The following is a 17,262-nucleotide window of genomic DNA, read 5'->3' on the forward strand; positions in this document are numbered from 1 at the left end:
GCTGACGGTTGCGTTACCACGCCAGCCTGAACCCCAGGCTGGTGTTCACCCCCTGCGCTCCGTGGTCGTCCAGATCACCGAGGTAATCAGCGCTCCAGTGCAGACTGGCGTTGCTGCCCAATGTGGCTACCATCCCTGCGCCAATACTGCCCGTCGTTGATCGATGCTCGGTCCTTGTCTGCTCTGCATGATTGAAGGTCAGCGTGTCTTGGCCCTCAGTGGTGTGCCAGAGGTTGCCCCTCAGATAGGGCTCTATCGGTACGCTGCTCAATTGATAGCGGCCCTTGAAGCGCAAGCCGATGCGCCCTGTGCGGTAAGCCTGACTGTCGAACCCGAGTTGGGCAATGCCGTCATGCTGATCCTGCAGATTTACGCGCTGGTAGATGATCTGTACCTGAGGCTCTGCAACCCAGCGTTGTGAGAGCGCCAGCGAGTAACCTGCCTCGACAGACAGGCTCATGACGTGGCCTTCAGTGTCGACACCTATCGCCCTGACAGAGCGGCTACGGCCATCCAGGCGTGTGCTCATCGCTACTGCGTCGACGTAGCCGCCGCTCGGTGTGGTCAGCGTCCAATACGCGCCCAGGCTCTCGCCCTGCAGTTTCAGGCGCCCTGTCTGATAGTCGCTGAAACCTTCTGCAAAACCCTGCACCTTGCCCTCCAGACGGTTATGCGCGACGAACAGGCCAAGGCGCTGAGTCTGCCCGCTGTCCCGTTGCCAGGCATACAGGTCATGGCCTATCTGATAACCCTTGAATGAAGCGTCCAGGCCAGGGCTCACGTCTCCCGACCAACGTTGCCTGAAGTCGCTGCCGAACACGCGTGCCCAGCCAGCCGACGTCGTGCCGTTTTGCGTCAGCAAGGCTTGATCTCCCTGACGCTCATGAAAAGTGCCCAGTGAGCTCAAGGCCAGGACCGCAGCGGCAGGTGCCACGACGGAGTAATTGGCGACCTCGGGGCGGTACAGCGCGATGTTCGCGGCTCCGCGAACGGGTTCGGGCAGTGGCGGGGTTCCTATCGCCGGGACTGGCAGTGTGGCTGCTGGCGTGACAGGGGGCGGGGTGTCTGGTTCAGGGTTTGGAGGCGGGGGAGGCACAGGTTGCGGTGTCGGTGCCGGCTCGGGAACAGGAACAGGTACGGGCAGCGGCGTTGGCTGTGCAGGTTCTGGGACGGGCTCGACAGGGAGCGGCGCTGGGGTTGGCGGAGCAATCACCGCAGAGCGCAGAAACCAACTGTTCTCAGAGCCGGCAGTAGCGCCGCCCTTGAACAGGTAATACTGATAAGCGCCTGCAGACAGCGGATCTTGCAACGAGAAGGCTGTGTTGTCGCTGGCTGCACCGTTGATGGCTTGCACCACTTCGATGCCATTGCCACGGGTCAGGGCACCCAGCCCACCCGAGTTGCTGACGATCATACGTGTAGAACCACTGATACGACCCTGTGCCACCACCAGTCGGTCGCTGGCGGATGCATCATCGCCCAGCGCCGAGAGCAACAGCAGCCGCCCGTTCTGGCCGGTGTAATCGCCGGTTACGGTCAATGTGCCAGCGGTTGATGTTCCTGCATCGCTCAAGTCCAGCGTTCCGGCATTCTGCATTGAGGCAAGGAATCCAGCGCTGAAGGGGACAACGCTGCCCGAGGTCGAGATCAGCCTGCTGCTGGAGTCTATGTTCAGCACGCCGGTATTAGTCACACTGTCGCCGAGCACAAGCGTACCGGTCAGACCTAGCTGCGAGCCGTTGCTCACGTTGACTGTCTCCCAGTTGGCATAACGACCCGGCCGCGAAGATACGGTGTTGTCAAAGGTCAATACGTCGTTGCCTGGGCCACCGTCAAGCAGTGGGTTGGCGCTCAGGTAGTATTCGCTCAGGTTATACAGGCGAGCCGTGTCATTACCTTCGGCCATCAACACACTGTTGCGTACATAGCCTCCGGTAAGCCAGTTGAAGGTGTCATTGCCTGCGCTGGCACGGACTTCGCCGCGAATTTCGCCGCCGCTGAGGCTGATCTGGTCGTCGCCGCCACTGACACTGACGTTGCCGCCTACAATGCCGCCCGACAGCCTGATCGTATCCCTGCCAAAGCCGGTTACCAGGTTGTTGATGACAGTGCCGCCTGACATGTCGAACACATTATTGTCCAGTTTCATGTCTACGCGGCCGATGCTGCCACCGGTCATCACTGCTCGATCCCCGTCCTCGAAAGCGCGGGTGATGGTGCCTCCTGTCATCAGAAAGGTGTCCTGCCCATCGCCTTGAGCCAGCGAGCCCAGCGTGCCACCGGTCATGACAAAGTCGTCCGGGTCGTCGCCCTGGCTCAGGTCGCCGCTGATCTCGCCCGCCGACAACGTGAATTGGTCGACTCCGGCACCTTGCGAGATGTTGCCTAAAACACGGCCCGACTGCAGGTCGACGTTGTCCATTCCTGTACCGTAAGTGATGTTGCCGGAAACAATGCCTGTTCCGCTTGCCGGGAATACAAGCATGTGATCGCCGCTCAGGCCGATAAAAGACCCGCTGATACCGCTGTCGCAGACTTGAACACCGGATGATGCCGAGGAAGACAGCACACAGGCTCCGTCGGCACAGGACGGGATGATGGCCAGCATCACGACCGGCAGGACACTATGGGGACGGTAAAAATGAATACAGCGAATTTTCATGAAAGCTCTCCCGGCCAGATGGGCAGCAGGGAGGCAATCGAAACGGATCAAGGCGCCAGACTGCCACGCTCGGTGACGTCGCACCAACGCTGGCGACGGTCGGATTGCACACCTGTTTCAAGGCCTGCAGGATCAAGTCAAGAGGTCATTGATTGATGCGTCAAGAAGTTGACCGACCAATGGAAGGCTTTCAGTATTTTCTGCTAACTATTGGAACTACAAGATAAAAGCTTATGCAGTAAAGGCAGTGCTCATGCTGAATTTGGTTGATGAACGGCGCGGCGTGATAACCAGATTGTCAGGGCCAATGCGCAGACTGATAGCAACGCCGCGTAAAAGAAGATCCAGTCATAGCCCTGACCTGAAGCGATAGCGCCCATCACCGGACCTGCGATCGCCAGAGCCAGATCGAAGAACACGGCGTAGGCACTCAGTCCCGCACCGCGGCTGGGCGTCGGCACGCTTTTGATCGCTTCTACGCCCAGGGCGGGGTAGACCAGTGACAGGCCGACGCCGGTCAGCCCGGCACCTGCCAGAGCGATGCCGCTGCTGGGCGAAAGCCAGAGCATCAACAATCCACAGATTTCCACCGCCATGCAGAGCATGGCCGCGTGGTAGCCGCCGAGCCGGTTGATGGCACCGATGAACAGCAGGCGAGCAAGGATAAAGCACACGCCAAACACGCTCAGGCAATAGGCCGCGCCTTCCCAGCCACGGTTCAGATAAAACAGGGTGATGAACGTGGTAAGCGTACCGTAGCCGATAGAGGATAGCGTCAGTCCCAGACCGTAAGGCGCGATTCGACCGAACACCGACCAGTAGGGCAGGCGCTCACCGACAATGATCGGCACCGATGGTTTGTTGCGGATCAGCCACAGCGCCAGTCCTGCCATGGCGGTCAAGGCGACTCCCAGGCTGTTGAAGCCCACGGCATCAATGACAACTACGCCGAGTGGCGCACCAATCGCTATCGCACCATAGGAAGCTATACCATTCCACGAAATCGAGCGGGCAGTGTGTTCCGGGCCCAGCTTGCCGATGCACCAACTGATGGTGCCGACCCCGATCAGTCCTTGAGAGACCCCCAGAAACAGCCGCGCGACGATCAGAATCGACAGGCTCAGCGTGGCAACTTCCTGAAGCAGTGTTGCCAGCAGCGTCATGCTGCCGCTGATGACGATGCCCCAGAGTCCGAACACGATAGAGCGCTTGCTGCCCAGCGTATCGGTCGCCCGGCCGGCAAACGGTCGGCTGAGCAACGTCGCAAGGTATTGCGAGGCGATCGTGAGGCCCGCAATCAATGGGCTGAAACCCAACTGGTCATGAACATAACCGGGCAATACGGCAATGGGCAGGCCAATGCACAGGAACGCGATGAACGTGTAGAAGACGATGGAAACGATCTGCAAGGTGATCGTCATGGAACCGGAGTGTGCGGCAGGCATTGGGCTCTTCGCTGGCAGGCGGTGGGAGTGCCTCATCATGGCGTGCGCGGTGGATAAAAGAAAGCAGGCTAACGGTTTTACGTGGATGGGTTTATCAGGCAGTTGCTGTTAGGCGAAGTTGGTCATAGGATGACTGATCACAACACAATAATAAAAAGGTTCATCATGAAAAATACCTGGTTACTGGCTGCTGCAGTCGGTTGTTCAGTTGGCATGCCCGTCCAGGCAGCCACCTTCGCCTACATTTCCAGTCCCGTGGATGGACTCATTTCCCAATACCGCCTGGACGAGCAGAGCGGCGCGCTCAGTCTGGTCGAGCAGACAAGGGCCGGGGAGCAGGTCAATCCGATGGCCATCTCACCGGACGGCAAAGCTTTATTCGCAGCGTTGCGCTCCAAGCCTTATCAGGTGCTGAGTTTCAGCATCGAGCCTGCAACAGGGCATCTCAAGCCGTTGAGCCAGGCACCACTGGCCGAGAGTCTGGCTTACCTGTCTACCGATCGCAGCGGGCGCTTCCTGTTCGGTGCTTCCTACGGGGCCGACCTGCTCAGCGTCCAGCCTATCGATGCGCAGCACCGCCCAAGCGACAGCATCCAGACCTACAAGACCGGCATGCATGCGCATTCGGTACGCACCGACCCGAGTAACCACTTTGTATACGCGGGTAATCTGGGGGTTGATCGGGTACTGCAATACCGACTGGAGCCCAAGAACGGCAAGCTTGTCCCCATTGGTGAAGGCTACGTTGCCGTTCCGGACAATACCGGTCCGCGTCATCTTGCATTCTCGCCTGATGGCAGATTTCTGTATGTGGTCGGCGAAATGAGCGGTACTGTTACCGCCTTTGCGATCAACAAGAAGACCGGTGCGCTGCAGCAGACGAGCCAGGCAGACGGTATACCGAAGCATTTGAAACTGGCACCGGGGCAGGCGCGTGATGCACGTAACAATGATCTCAAGGACGACCCTACGCCACGTATCTGGGCTGCAGACATACGCATCACGCCCGACGGCAAATGGCTGTTCATCAGCGAGCGCACCACCAGCAGCGTATCTGTCTTCAAAGTCGATCCGGCCAGCGGCAAGGTAACATTCGCCGAAAACTACCCGGTTCAGGAAAAACAACCGCGTAATATCGCGGTGTCACCTGACGGTCGCTGGCTGTTGGTGAGCGGTGAAAAAAGCGACAAGGTCGGCAGTTACGCCATCGGCGCAAACGGTGCCCTGCAACGGGTCAGCGAGGCACCGTCGGGCAAAGGCGCACTGTGGATTGAAATGCTCAGCCAGCCGGGCCGGTAGCCGGTTTGAAAACAAAAAAGCCCTGTCGCAAGACAGGGCTTTTTGCTGGATCGGCCTGACAGGCTTAGAACGAAACGCCCTGGCTGCGCAGATAGTCATCGTACGTGCCGCTGAAGTCGATTACGCCGCTTGGGCTTAGTTCGATGATGCGGGTTGCCAGTGAGGACACGAACTCACGGTCGTGGCTGACGAAAATCAGCGTGCCCGGATAGTTCTCCAGCGCCAGGTTCAACGCTTCGATGGATTCCATGTCCAGGTGATTGGTCGGTTCGTCCATCACCAGCACGTTGGGCTTCTGCAGGATCAGCTTGCCGAACAGCATCCGGCCCTGTTCACCACCGGAAATCACCTTCACCGACTTGAGAATCTCGTCGTTGGAGAACAGCATGCGGCCCAAAGTGCCGCGCACCATTTGCTCGCCGCCTTGCGTCCACTGGCCCATCCAGTCGAAGAGGGTGGATTCATCTTCGAAATCGTGTGCGTGGTCCTGAGCGTAGTAACCGATTTCCGCTGACTCGGTCCATTTGACCGTGCCCGCATCCGGCTGCAATTCGTTGACCAGGGTGCGCAGCAAAGTGGTCTTGCCGATGCCGTTCGGACCAATGATGGCAACACGTTCGCCGGCTTCGACCTGGAAGCTGAAGTCCTTGAACAGGGTCTTGCCGTCGAAGCCTTTGGCCATACGGTCGACAATAACCGCCTGGCGGTGCAACTTCTTGGTCTGTTCGAAACGAATGAACGGGCTGACTCGGCTGGATGGCTTGACCTCGGCCAGCTGGATCTTGTCGATTGCCTTGGCTCGCGATGTAGCCTGCTTGGCTTTCGAGGCGTTGGCCGAGAAGCGGCTGACGAACGACTGCAGTTCGGAGATCTGCGCCTTCTTCTTTGCGTTGTCGGACAGCAGCTGCTCGCGGGACTGGGTCGCCACGGTCATGTACTCGTCATAGTTGCCCGGGAACAGGCGCAGCTCGCCGTAATCCAGGTCAGCCATGTGCGTGCACACACTGTTCAGGAAGTGACGGTCGTGGGAGATGATGATCATCAGGCTGTTGCGCTGGGTAAGAATGTTTTCCAGCCAGCGAATGGTGTTGATGTCCAGGTGGTTGGTCGGCTCGTCGAGCAACAGCACTTCCGGATCGGAGAACAGTGCCTGTGCCAGCAAGACACGCAGCTTCCAGCCAGGCGAAACTTCGCTCATCGGGCCGTTGTGCTGTTCGATGCCGATACCCAGGCCCAGCAGAAGCTCACCGGCGCGGGATTCGGCAGTGTAGCCGTCCATTTCCGCGAATTCGGTTTCCAGCTCGGCCACGGCCATGCCGTCGTCTTCGCTCATCTCCGGCAGCGAGTAGATACGGTCGCGCTCGGCCTTGACCTTCCACAGCTCCTCGTGCCCCATGATCACGGTATCGAGCACCGTGAATTCTTCGTAGGCGAACTGATCCTGGCGCAGCTTGCCCAGCCGCACGTTCGGCTCCAGCATCACCTGTCCACCCGAAGGCTCGAGGTCGCCACCGAGGATTTTCATGAAGGTGGACTTGCCGCAGCCGTTTGCGCCAATCAGGCCGTAACGGTTACCGGCACCAAACTTGACCGAGACGTTCTCGAACAAGGGTTTTGGGCCGAACTGCATCGTGATGTTAGCTGTGGAGATCAATTACTTTACCTATCAATAACTTGGGCAATAACAGGGGAGCGCTGGTGTCAGCGGGTGCCGTGTTCGGGACCCGACCGGAGCTGTTCAGCCTGCTCCGCCTGAGCATGAGCTGATCCAACGGGCATACGTCTACAGCAACGGCAGCCTGCCATGGCCGCGTTGCCGGGATATGAATGTGGGGGTTCATGCCAGACATTGGCGCGCATTGTCGCATAGGTCGGGCGGCAGTGACATGGTGAACGGTGCAGGATTCCCGAGTTTGCCGGGTCATCCGGCTGCAGACACCTTCAAAAAAAGTAAGTGAGCAGCAGAGACAGGTGCTGTTTCAAGGTCCGCTAAAGAGGAGAGAAACGCATTTTCAGAGCGTCGGAGATGACGGATTTTCACCGTTGAATAACGTTATCCCTGGCGGCACTGATTCTATGTCGAGCTTCATCAATACTCAATTTGGGGATGACTTCATGTGGAACTCTTGAGCGGTCGGACAAGTTGAAAACCTGAAATTTACTGCAGACTACGTGTTTCGACATAAGCTCTAACGAGGGGAGAATTCTTGATTCATAGTGCTGGTCCAGACCACAGGGCGAGCAGGCATCTGTCGACGATTCATAGAATCGGCCTGCAGACTGATTCATATCGAATCCCACCAGAAAGACACTCTCGAAGCCCAGGTGATAAGCCAACTGCAAGGCCAGATACATGACAGTGCGGGCGTCGAAGAAACCCAGCTCCAGGTTCTTGCTGAAGCCGATGTCTCTGCTTCTGTTACTCCATAACGACAGCTTCCTGACCAGTGCATCTTCTCGAGAACACAGCGCCGCAACGGTCGATAACCTCGGCGATTTCTTCAGCGCATAAGCGCGTCCCGAAGGCTGGGGAACGCAGGAAGTCAACTGGTCTTCCCAGAGGCCTACATTCTCGCTGCCGCGCATTGCGGCGGCGAACAGTTCAGGCTGCTGATTGGGAAAGTCCCTGTCTGAGCACACGTAGAACAATGGCTTGATGTTTGTCCCTGCGAACATCGAGAACGCACCGTTCATCGTGATCATGGGGATGTTCGAGAACTCCCGGATCGGGAAGTCCCTGGCAGATTTTCCTGAGCCTATAAGGAAAACCGGGCCTTTTCTGGTGCCCTTGCATTGCCTGAAATCAAGTACTCGCGTCGACTTCCGTGTGTGCGCGTCGACGGAGTTTCGATGATAGCGGGTGGCGTTGATAGAGTGACTAGTCATGACTACCCTATAAGCACTAGTGGCAAATTAGTTAGGACATTTTGCGCGCAATACTATTGGCTGGTGGCCATTAGTTCAATATCAAAGAGTCTCGAAAGCGTATCACACTGGAAACATCAAGCTACAGGTAAGTGGCTCAAATCTGAGAATTTACTCTTTTGCCTGCGGGTTTTCGGATGTAACGCACGATGTGTGGCACTATTTAATACTAATTGGCCACTATTATGGTCGTGATGAATGCTCCTGATATCGGGCAGTCAGCATTCAGCACTATTGAGAAAAGATCGAGATAGGTAGATAAGAATTTGTTGCAAGGCCCGGTTGCCACCGGGCCTCTTTTTCTGGTGAATGGTCGATGGTCAATCGGGTTTTCGTTCCTGTCTTTTCCTCTTGAACCAGTTCCCCAGCGCATGAAAAGGGTGAATGAACATCGCAATCGCTCCGAGCAGAAAGACGATGGAGACAAGGATCAGACCCAGGCCCTCGTGTGCAAACATAGTGATTGACTCCTGTTGTTCACTTTGTCGGTCCGGTGAAGACTAGTCGCTGAAACGTTTCACCTCATGAAGAAATGTTAATGAACTCTTCTGAACGTGCCGATCCGAGAAGCACTGGCGCGCTTGATCTGGCGGTGCTGGTTTCTCGAAGTGCCCGGATTTACTGGGCAAATAGCGATCACCAGAAAGGTTTTCCGTCAGGCGTGCCGGTGAGGGCGCACCCCGTCATTCACGTGGTGCGGAACTAGATGATGTCATGACGAGACTATAAGCACGCTCGCGTTTGGCAGGCAGTGCCTCTGATCGCGCATTTTCATCACCCTGGAGGTTCCTGACATGAAGTCCCTTTTTCGTCCAGTCTTGCTGCTGGCTGTTGCTTTACCCCTGTTACTGGCTGGCTGCGGAGACAAGGAGCCTGAGCAACGCACTGCGTTCACTCAATTCCTGCAAAGCCGCATCATCGACAAGCCGGGCGTGCATGTTCCCAAGCTGACGGATGAAGAAAAGAAAGCGTTTGGCGACTACACCTCGCACTATGCCGTCATCTCCGACTTTGGCGCGGGCATGGACGCTGCTGTACAGCCGCTTGCCGGCTTGATGCAGAAAGGCTCCTTTCGTTCGGTAAGCGATGTCATTCAGCGCCGCGCTGACCTGGCCGCCGTGCAGACAGGTCTTGATGAGGTCGGTGAGAAGTTGACCATCGAGCAGGGCAAGGCAGATGCTGCACATGCGAAACTCCAGCAACCCGATGACTTGAAAGCCGTTTACGACAAGGCCTATGACAGGACTGTCAGCGTACCGGCCAACACGTTTCGTGAAGTCTTGCCGCAGATAAAAGGCACGTTTTCGAGTGGCCTGAAGGTTGCCGATTATGTAGACGCCCACAAGTCGCAGATCGATATATCCGGCTCGGCGATAACGGTCAAAGACCCGGTCGTACAGACCGAACTCAACAAGCTGTTGCAAGAGTTGAACGAGCAGGGCAAAAACGCCCAGCAAGCTCAGGGTCGACTGCAATCGCTGATGACGGGACGCTGAGAATGAACTGACGGCCCGGCCTCGTTGCCGGGCCTGTCAGTGTGTCAGGTATGATCCGCGTGTCTGTCTACCTGACCCGGGACCTGCCTGTTTGATAATCAATCCTTCCTCATTGACGATTACCTTGCGTGACGCGGTGCCTGCGGACGCTGTCTGCCTGAGTGCGCTGGGCATTCAAGTGTTTCTCGACACCTACGCAACCCAGGGCATTCGGGAGCCCATCGCACGCGAGGCCCTCGACGCTTTTTCCCCTCAAGCGTTTGCCCGTTTACTTGCCGAACCGGCAACCCCCATCATCGTGGCCGAATCTCAGGGGCATCTGATTGGTTTTGCCCAGATAAAGCTAAGTGCCGATCACCCGATGCTGGGCGTACCGACAGCTGCCGAGTTGCAACGCCTCTATGTGCAGGAACGCTTTACTGGATGTGGAGCAGGGCGACGATTACTCGACGCCGCTGAGCAATTGGCGACTGCTGACCTGGCTTCGTCGCTCTGGGCCACGGTCTGGATTGGCAACCCACGCGCACTGGCTTTTTACCCTCGTCGAGGTTATGAAGTAAAAGGCTCGCCACACTATGTGTTTCAGGGTGAAACACATGAGAATCGGCTGTTTTCCAAACAGTTGATGGCGATTGACTAACGACAGATGTTGCCCTGCGACAAGGACACTGAATGCTGCGCATACTTGGCAAGACATCCTCGATCAATGTACGAAAGGTACTGTGGACGTGTGAAGAACTGCAGTTACCGTTCACTCAGGAAGATTGGGGGGCTGGCTTCAAACCCACCGACACTGTGGAGTTTATGGCGCTTAATCCGAACGCCATGGTGCCGGTCATCGTTGATGACGACTTCGTGCTTTGGGAGTCGAACAGCATTATCCGCTATCTGGCTACCCGCTATGATGGCAGCGACCTTTACCCGGTCGATTCACGCGCCAGGGCGCGGATCGATCAGTGGATCGACTGGCAAGGCTCAGACCTGAACAGATCATGGGCTTATGCCTTCATGTCGCTGGTCAGGCGCTCTACAGAACATCAGGACCCTGTGGCAGTGGCCACATCGTGCGCCCAGTGGGCCAGGCATATGCGCATACTCGATCGACAACTCGAAACGACAGGTGCCTATGTCAGCGGCGAGCAATTCACGCTGGCCGATGTTCCCATAGGGCTTTCGGTCAATCGCTGGTTCGAGACGCCGCTTGATCACCCTGATCTGCCTGCGGTCAATGCGTACTATGAGCGCCTGAGCCAGCGTCCCGGCTATCTTTTATATGGACGAAACGGAACTCCGTGACGCCTGACGAGGCGCGCGTTTATCCTTGCGCACCATTCTGATTATTGTTGCCTGTGAGGAGTCGTTGCAGTGGCCACCATTAAAATTACCGCGGGCGGATACGAGTTTCTGGCTGAAGCCAATCCGGATGCGCCGCAAACGGTGGAAGCGTTTCTCAAGTTGCTGCCGTACCGGCAGAAATTTATCCATGTACGCTGGAGCGGCGAGGGTTGCTGGGTACCGCTCGACGATTACCAGTTGAAGCTGGGTGACACGTTGATCGGTTTCGAGAACGCGACCAGTCATCCATCGGTTGGCGACATCCTTTTCTACCCAGGCGGTTATAGCGAAACGGAGATCATCCTGGCGTATGGCTCATGCTGTTTCGCCAGCAAGATGGGGCAGTTGGCAGGCAATCATTTTCTGACCATCACCCAAGGCAAGGAGAACCTGCGCAAACTGGGCGTGAAAACACTTTGGGAAGGCGCTCAGGAGGTGCTGTTCGAGCTGGCCTGAGCCTGCCGGTACTGAGCAATAGTCATTTGCCAGCATTTCTCGGAACTGCTGATCTTCGCCTGGGGTCTAGTCCACAATGCTTCCAGCTCCCGGAAGCCGACCTGGAGACAAGACCTTGAATATTTTCGAAGCATTGCGCGAAAGCCATGATCGTCAACGCGGCTACGCTGACGCACTGATTCAGACCAGCGGCGACAGCACCGAGCGAGAGAAAGCCTACAAACAGCTCAAGGACGAGCTCCAGGCGCACGAGACCGCCGAGGAACGTTTTTTCTATATCCCTCTGATGGCTCACGACAATGGCGTGGACCTGAGCCGTCATGCCATTTCCGAGCATCATGAAATGGACGAGATGATGGAAGAGCTCGATGAAACCGAGATGTCGAGCCCGGCCTGGCTGGCGACGGCGAAAAAACTGTCGGAAAAAGTGCACCATCATTTGAAGGAAGAGGAGCAGAAGTTCTTCCAGATGGCGGGCAAACTGCTCGATGAAAAGCAGAAACAAAGCCTGGCGGGTGAATACGTCAAGGAGTACGAGGAGCAACTGGCCGAGGGGTAACAAACCCGTGCAGTGCTAGAATCGGCTTTTTTTATCAGCGAAGGCACGACATGAAGTTTCTGTTTTTGACGAGCGCAACCGTGATTGCGGCAACAGTGCTGGCCGGGTGTGCAGCGCCGTCAGGTTCTGCACGTGCGGCGGGGCCGTTCAAGGTCCTGTCTAGCGCCAAGCAGGATGCCGCTGTAGCCCAGTGCATTCAGGTGACCTGGCAGAACGAAGCCATGTTCGGCACCTCTTCGGACGTGTTCCTGCATGATCTTTCCGGTGGCGGTTTCACTGTGTTTACCACTGAATCCCGGTATTTCGCAGACGTGCATGGCAAAGGTCCTGCCACCCTTGTCGAATTCTACGCTCCGCAAGGCGACTCTCAGGCGGCCTTGCGATCGGCAGCGATTGCGACCTGCCTCTGAGTAAGGCTGGTCGTCACATATCTACCTGACTGACTGCCGAGCCAACGCTCCCGCGTTGGCACGCAGTCCGTGATAGTTCGTGCCTCGTCCTTGCTGCGGCGCGGACAGATCTCGGCCATCGGGTCTGCATCCGTGCTGCGTTCCAGATTGCAGCGCTCGCACAAGAGTGGGGCCTTATCACTCATTTGTGACAAAGGGTAGCGCTGCGCTCGGGGTGTACTGTCACACAGCTATCACCGTCTTTGGCTCCAGCCTTTTGATTTGTCTCGGTATTTCAAGTCGATGTTTTTCGCCAGCCATGTATGGCACACTTTCTGCTGTCTATTCCGTTGTTACATACCAGAGTCCGCTATAGCGGAACAACTATACCTCGGCGGAGTTTATGTCATGCATCGCGGACCTTCCTTTGTGAAAGCTTGTGCATTTTTACTTGCAGCCTCATTCGCGCTGGCCAATACGGCTCAGGCTGCGGAAGGCAGCAAGCTGGATGCAGTGTTGAAACGTGGCAATCTGGTCGTGGGCACAGGCAGTACCAATGCCCCATGGCATTTTCAAGGCGCGGACGGCAAGTTGCAGGGGTTCGATATCGATATCGGCCGGATTATCGCCAAGGGCCTGTTCAATGACCCGTCCAAGGTCGAGTTCGTGGTGCAGTCCTCGGATGCTCGAATTCCCAATCTGCTGACCGACAAGGTCGATATCAGTTGCCAGTTCATCACCGTCACTGCCAGCCGTGCACAGCAGGTGGCGTTCACCTTGCCGTACTACCGCGAAGGCGTGGCGCTGCTGTTGCCTGCCAACAGCAAGTACAAGGAAATCGACGATTTGAAGGCCGCTGGTGACGATGTGACCGTTGCTGTGCTGCAAAACGTGTACGCCGAAGAACTGGTGCATCAGGCGCTGCCCAAAGCCAAGGTCGATCAGTACGACAGCGTCGACCTGATGTACCAGGCAATCAACTCGGGCCGCGCCGACACTGCTGCCACCGATCAGTCTTCGGTGAAGTACCTGATGGTGCAGAACCCCGGCCGCTACCGTTCGCCTGCCTTTGCCTGGAGCCCGCAAACCTATGCCTGCGCCGTCAAGCGTGGCGATCAGGACTGGTTGAACTTCGTCAATACTGCCCTGCATGAGGCGATGACAGGTGTCGAGTTCCCGGCCTATGCCGCGTCTTTCAAGCAATGGTTCGGGGTCGATCTGCCTGTGCCTGCGATCGGTTTTCCGATGGAATACAAATAAGTCCACTCTGACCTTCGAGGGCAGGGCAGGCCATCGGGCTTTCCCTGCCAGGTATGGGCACGCATGAATTATCAATTGAACTTTGATGCCGTATGGCGCGACTTCCCCAGCTTGCTGGCGGGATTGGGGCTTGGCCTGGAACTGGCGCTGATCTCGATCGTCATTGGCTGTGTCATCGGCTTGGCGAATGCATTTGCGCTGCTGTCACGCTACAAGGCTTTGCGAATCGTGGCGTCGGTTTACGTGACGGTAGTGCGTAACACGCCAATTCTGGTGTTGATCCTTTTGATCTATTTCGCCCTGCCCGGACTCGGCATTCGCCTGGACAAGCTGGCTTCGTTCATTGTTACGCTGTCGCTGTATGCAGGTGCCTATCTGACTGAGGTCTTCCGTGCCGGTTTGCTGAGCATCCACAAGGGCCAGCGCGAAGCCGGGCTGGCCATCGGCCTGGGGGAATGGCAGGTGAGGGCGTACATCGTCGTGCCAGTCATGTTGCGCAATGTGTTGCCGGCGCTCTCCAATAACTTCATTTCGCTGTTCAAGGACACCTCGCTGGCGGCCGCCATTGCGGTGCCGGAACTGACCTATTACGCGCGCAAAATCAACGTCGAAAGTTATCGGGTGATCGAAACCTGGCTGGTGACAACCGCACTGTATGTGGTGGCCTGCTATGTGATTGCCCTGCTTTTGCGCACCCTCGAACAACGTCTGGCGATTCGCCGCTAGGAGCCTGCAATGTATCAACCCCTTGGCTGGCTTCAGGAATTGTGGACGGCGCGAGAAGTGCTCTGGTCCGGCTTCCTGACCAGCATCCAGTGCTCGGCGCTGGCGATTGCTGCGGGAACGCTGATTGGCATGTTGGCCGGTCTGGTGCTGACCTACGGCGGATTCTTCGCACGATTGCCGATCCGGCTCTATGTGGATCTGATTCGCGGTACGCCGGTATTCGTGCTGGTGCTGGCCGTCTTTTACATGGTGCCGGCGCTGGGCTGGCAGATCAGCGCGTTTCAGGCCGGGGCAATCGGTTTGACGCTGTTCTGCGGCTCTCACGTTTCGGAAATCGTACGCGGCGCACTGCAGGCCATTCCCCGCGGCCAACTGGAGGCGGGAAAGGCTATCGGCCTGCGTTTCAACCAGTCACTGCGTTACGTGTTGTTGCCTCAGGCCATGCGCCAGATCCTGCCTACATGGGTCAACTCCTCGACCGAGATCGTCAAGGCGTCGACACTGCTGTCAGTGATCGGTGTGGCTGAACTGTTGTTGAGTACGCAGCAGGTGATCGCCCGTACGTTCATGACACTGGAGTTCTACCTTTTCGCCGGTTTTCTGTTCTTTCTCATCAACTACGCCATTGAACTTCTTGGGCGGCACATCGAAAAACGGGTGGCATTGCCATGACACAGACTCATACCGCAACCCCCGGCCCGGCGCTGCTCAGCATCGAAGGCCTGCATAAGTCCTACGGCGCAGTGGAGGTGCTCAAAGGCGTCGATTTGCGCATGCAGAAAGGCAACGTGGTGACGCTGATCGGTTCCAGCGGCTCTGGCAAGACCACCTTGCTGCGCTGCGTCAACCTGCTGGAAGATTTTCAGGGCGGGAATATCCGGCTTGAGGGCCAGGACATCGGTTACAGCGAGGTAGACGGCAAGCGCACCCGCCATCCGGAGCGAGTGATTGCACAGCACCGTGCAATGACCGGCATGGCGTTTCAGCAATTCAACCTGTTTCCGCACCTCAGCGCCTTGCAGAACGTGACGTTGGGACTGCTCAAAGTCAAGAAGATGCCCAGGGACCAGGCCATTGCCCTGGCCGAAAAGTGGCTGGACCGCGTCGGGCTTCTGGAGCGGCGCAATCACTTTCCTGGCCAGTTGTCCGGTGGTCAGCAGCAGCGGGTCGCGATTGCCCGCGCCATCGCCATGAACCCAAGCCTGATGCTGTTCGATGAGGTCACTTCGGCACTCGACCCGGAGTTGGTCGGCGAAGTGCTGGGCGTCATCAAGGACTTGGCCGAGGACGGTATGACCATGCTGCTGGTGACGCACGAAATGCGTTTTGCCTACGAGGTGTCGGACCAGATCGTGTTCATGAATCAGGGTCGCATTGAGGAGCAGGGGCCACCCAAAACCTTGTTCGAGCAGCCAAAATCGGCACGCTTGAGCGAGTTTCTGAAGAACATTCGTTTTTAACGTTTCACAACGTCCAATGCTTCAAGACAAGGAAAAACTCATGACTATTATCCGTTATGGCGCAGGCAGTACCGCAGGTGGCGGCCAACCGCGGCCATTCGCCCGAGCAGTCGAGGCCGACGGCTGGCTGCACGTTTCCGGCCAGGTGCCCGCGCAGGATGGCGAGATCATCGTCGGCGGCATCGTCGAGCAGACGCACCAGACCATGCATAACCTGATCGCAATCCTCAATGAAGCCGGTTACGCGCTTGAGGACGTGGTGCGTGTCGGCGTATGGCTGGAGGATCCGCGGGATTTCTGGAGTTTCAACAAGGTATTCGGCGAATACTTCAGCCCCGAGCATGCACCGGCACGCGCTTGCGTGCAGGCCAGCATGATGGTCGATTGCAAGGTTGAAATCGACTGCATAGCCTACAAGCGCAAATAACAGCTGCAGGCTTCAAGCCTCAAGTCAGTGGGCTTGAGGCTTTCATCAGGAATGATTCATGACTGAAGACACAATCAAGCGCCGGGCGCGTGGACTGGACCGGGCGTTCGATATTCTGGACTTTCTCAAGGAAAAGGCCAGGCCCATGCGCCCCAATGAAATTGCCAGCGGGATCGGCAGTCCCAAGTCGACGGTCTACGAGCTGGTGGCGTCATTACTGGAGCGGCGTATTCTGGAAACAGTCGGCAAGGACGGCCACGTCTACCTTGGCCGTCAATTGTATTTTCTCGGGCAGGCGCACTTGCGGCACTTCGATTTTACTCGCGAGGCAGAGGCCTGCCTGGGCGACATTGTCAGCCAGACGCGGGAAACCGCGCAGATGTGCCTGCTCAATGGCCGCAAATACACCGTCGCGCTGATGAAAGAGGGAGAGCGGCATTTCAGGATTTCTTCGGACATCGGTGAAAACGCGCCCATCCCGTGGACCGCTTCGGGGCGGCTGTTGCTCAGCCACCTGAGCGATCAACAGATCGTCGACCTGATCGATCCAGACGACTTCATCCTGCCAGGTGGCGAGCGTCTGCCACTGGAAACATTCCTCCGGGAAATCCGCAAGGCGGGCGAAGAGGGCTTTTTTTCCTTCGATAGCGTGGCCGATACCTTCACTCATTGTTTTGCCGCGCCGGTGAAAAACGAGCACGGTCAGTGCATCGCGACGTTGTGCATTGTTGCGCCGCGCGCCGACGCCAAGACCCATTACGACGACTATCGGCGGGTACTGATCGACAGCGCCAATGGCCTGGCCCGCCGAATCAACGAATAA

Annotated in this window: 17 protein-coding genes; 13 read left to right on the top strand and 4 right to left on the bottom strand. The window is 57.2% G+C overall.

Annotated features, from left to right (window positions below):
- Positions 1–13: 13 nt before the first annotated feature.
- Both ALO80_RS21740 and ALO80_RS21745 read right to left on the bottom strand, forming a co-directional pair.
- Positions 14–2,662 carry an autotransporter family protein gene (locus ALO80_RS21740; protein WP_055010478.1) on the bottom strand — a complete coding sequence of 883 codons (2,649 nt, stop codon included), beginning with the start codon at positions 2,660–2,662 and terminating at the stop codon, positions 14–16.
- Between the two features lie 251 nt (positions 2,663–2,913).
- Positions 2,914–4,107 (bottom strand): MFS transporter, encoded by a 1,194-nt coding sequence (locus ALO80_RS21745; protein WP_055010479.1) that lies wholly within the window; start codon positions 4,105–4,107, stop codon positions 2,914–2,916.
- Positions 4,108–4,272: 165 nt separating this feature from the next.
- Here ALO80_RS21745 and ALO80_RS21750 point away from each other — a divergent pair, with 165 nt between their 5' ends.
- Positions 4,273–5,406 (top strand): lactonase family protein, encoded by a 1,134-nt coding sequence (locus ALO80_RS21750; RefSeq protein WP_055010480.1) that lies wholly within the window; start codon positions 4,273–4,275, stop codon positions 5,404–5,406.
- 64 nt (positions 5,407–5,470) lie between these two features.
- On the opposite strand, the gene ALO80_RS21755 is transcribed toward ALO80_RS21750, so the two are convergent.
- Positions 5,471–7,060, bottom strand: a complete 1,590-nt coding sequence (locus ALO80_RS21755; protein WP_061447413.1) for an ABC-F family ATPase — start codon at positions 7,058–7,060, stop codon at positions 5,471–5,473.
- Positions 7,061–7,443: 383 nt separating this feature from the next.
- On the bottom strand, positions 7,444–8,292 hold the full coding sequence (locus tag ALO80_RS21760; protein ID WP_055010481.1) for a hypothetical protein: 849 nt from the start codon (positions 8,290–8,292) through the stop codon (positions 7,444–7,446).
- An 833-nt stretch (positions 8,293–9,125) separates the two neighbouring features.
- On the opposite strand from ALO80_RS21760, the gene ALO80_RS21765 reads away from it, so the two are divergent.
- From ALO80_RS21765 to ALO80_RS21820, 12 genes are all read left to right on the top strand, one after another.
- Positions 9,126–9,827, top strand: a complete 702-nt coding sequence (locus ALO80_RS21765) for a DUF3053 domain-containing protein (RefSeq protein WP_055010482.1) — start codon at positions 9,126–9,128, stop codon at positions 9,825–9,827.
- 94 nt (positions 9,828–9,921) lie between these two features.
- On the top strand, positions 9,922–10,467 hold the full coding sequence (locus tag ALO80_RS21770; protein ID WP_055010549.1) for a GNAT family N-acetyltransferase: 546 nt from the start codon (positions 9,922–9,924) through the stop codon (positions 10,465–10,467).
- A gap of 32 nt (positions 10,468–10,499) precedes the next feature.
- Positions 10,500–11,123 (top strand): glutathione S-transferase family protein, encoded by a 624-nt coding sequence (locus ALO80_RS21775; RefSeq protein WP_055010483.1) that lies wholly within the window; start codon positions 10,500–10,502, stop codon positions 11,121–11,123.
- Positions 11,124–11,192: 69 nt separating this feature from the next.
- Positions 11,193–11,618, top strand: coding sequence for a DUF3830 family protein (locus ALO80_RS21780; protein WP_055010484.1), 426 nt, complete (start codon positions 11,193–11,195; stop codon positions 11,616–11,618).
- A gap of 115 nt (positions 11,619–11,733) precedes the next feature.
- Positions 11,734–12,177: a hemerythrin domain-containing protein gene (locus ALO80_RS21785; RefSeq protein WP_044344658.1), complete on the top strand. Its 444-nt coding sequence runs from the start codon at positions 11,734–11,736 to the stop codon at positions 12,175–12,177.
- Between the two features lie 50 nt (positions 12,178–12,227).
- Complete coding sequence (locus ALO80_RS32115; RefSeq protein WP_055010485.1) at positions 12,228–12,587, top strand: hypothetical protein; 360 nt, start codon at positions 12,228–12,230, stop codon at positions 12,585–12,587.
- Positions 12,588–12,974: 387 nt separating this feature from the next.
- A complete protein-coding gene (locus ALO80_RS21795) occupies positions 12,975–13,826 on the top strand; it encodes a transporter substrate-binding domain-containing protein (protein ID WP_055010486.1) in 852 nt (283 codons plus the stop codon).
- Positions 13,827–13,889: 63 nt separating this feature from the next.
- A complete protein-coding gene (locus tag ALO80_RS21800) occupies positions 13,890–14,552 on the top strand; it encodes an amino acid ABC transporter permease (RefSeq protein ID WP_055010487.1) in 663 nt (220 codons plus the stop codon).
- Between the two features lie 9 nt (positions 14,553–14,561).
- Entirely contained in the window at positions 14,562–15,224 is a 663-nt protein-coding gene (locus tag ALO80_RS21805; RefSeq protein ID WP_055010488.1) for an amino acid ABC transporter permease, read from the top strand.
- A complete protein-coding gene (locus ALO80_RS21810; protein WP_055010489.1) occupies positions 15,221–16,012 on the top strand; it encodes an amino acid ABC transporter ATP-binding protein in 792 nt (263 codons plus the stop codon). The genes ALO80_RS21805 and ALO80_RS21810 overlap by 4 nt, the downstream gene beginning before the upstream one ends.
- 40 nt (positions 16,013–16,052) lie before the next feature.
- Positions 16,053–16,439 (top strand): RidA family protein, encoded by a 387-nt coding sequence (locus tag ALO80_RS21815; RefSeq protein WP_055010490.1) that lies wholly within the window; start codon positions 16,053–16,055, stop codon positions 16,437–16,439.
- 58 nt (positions 16,440–16,497) lie between these two features.
- Positions 16,498–17,262, top strand: a complete 765-nt coding sequence (locus tag ALO80_RS21820; protein WP_054984133.1) for an IclR family transcriptional regulator — start codon at positions 16,498–16,500, stop codon at positions 17,260–17,262.

This window comes from Pseudomonas caricapapayae (genome assembly GCF_001400735.1).
Lineage (GTDB): Bacteria > Pseudomonadota > Gammaproteobacteria > Pseudomonadales > Pseudomonadaceae > Aquipseudomonas > Aquipseudomonas caricapapayae.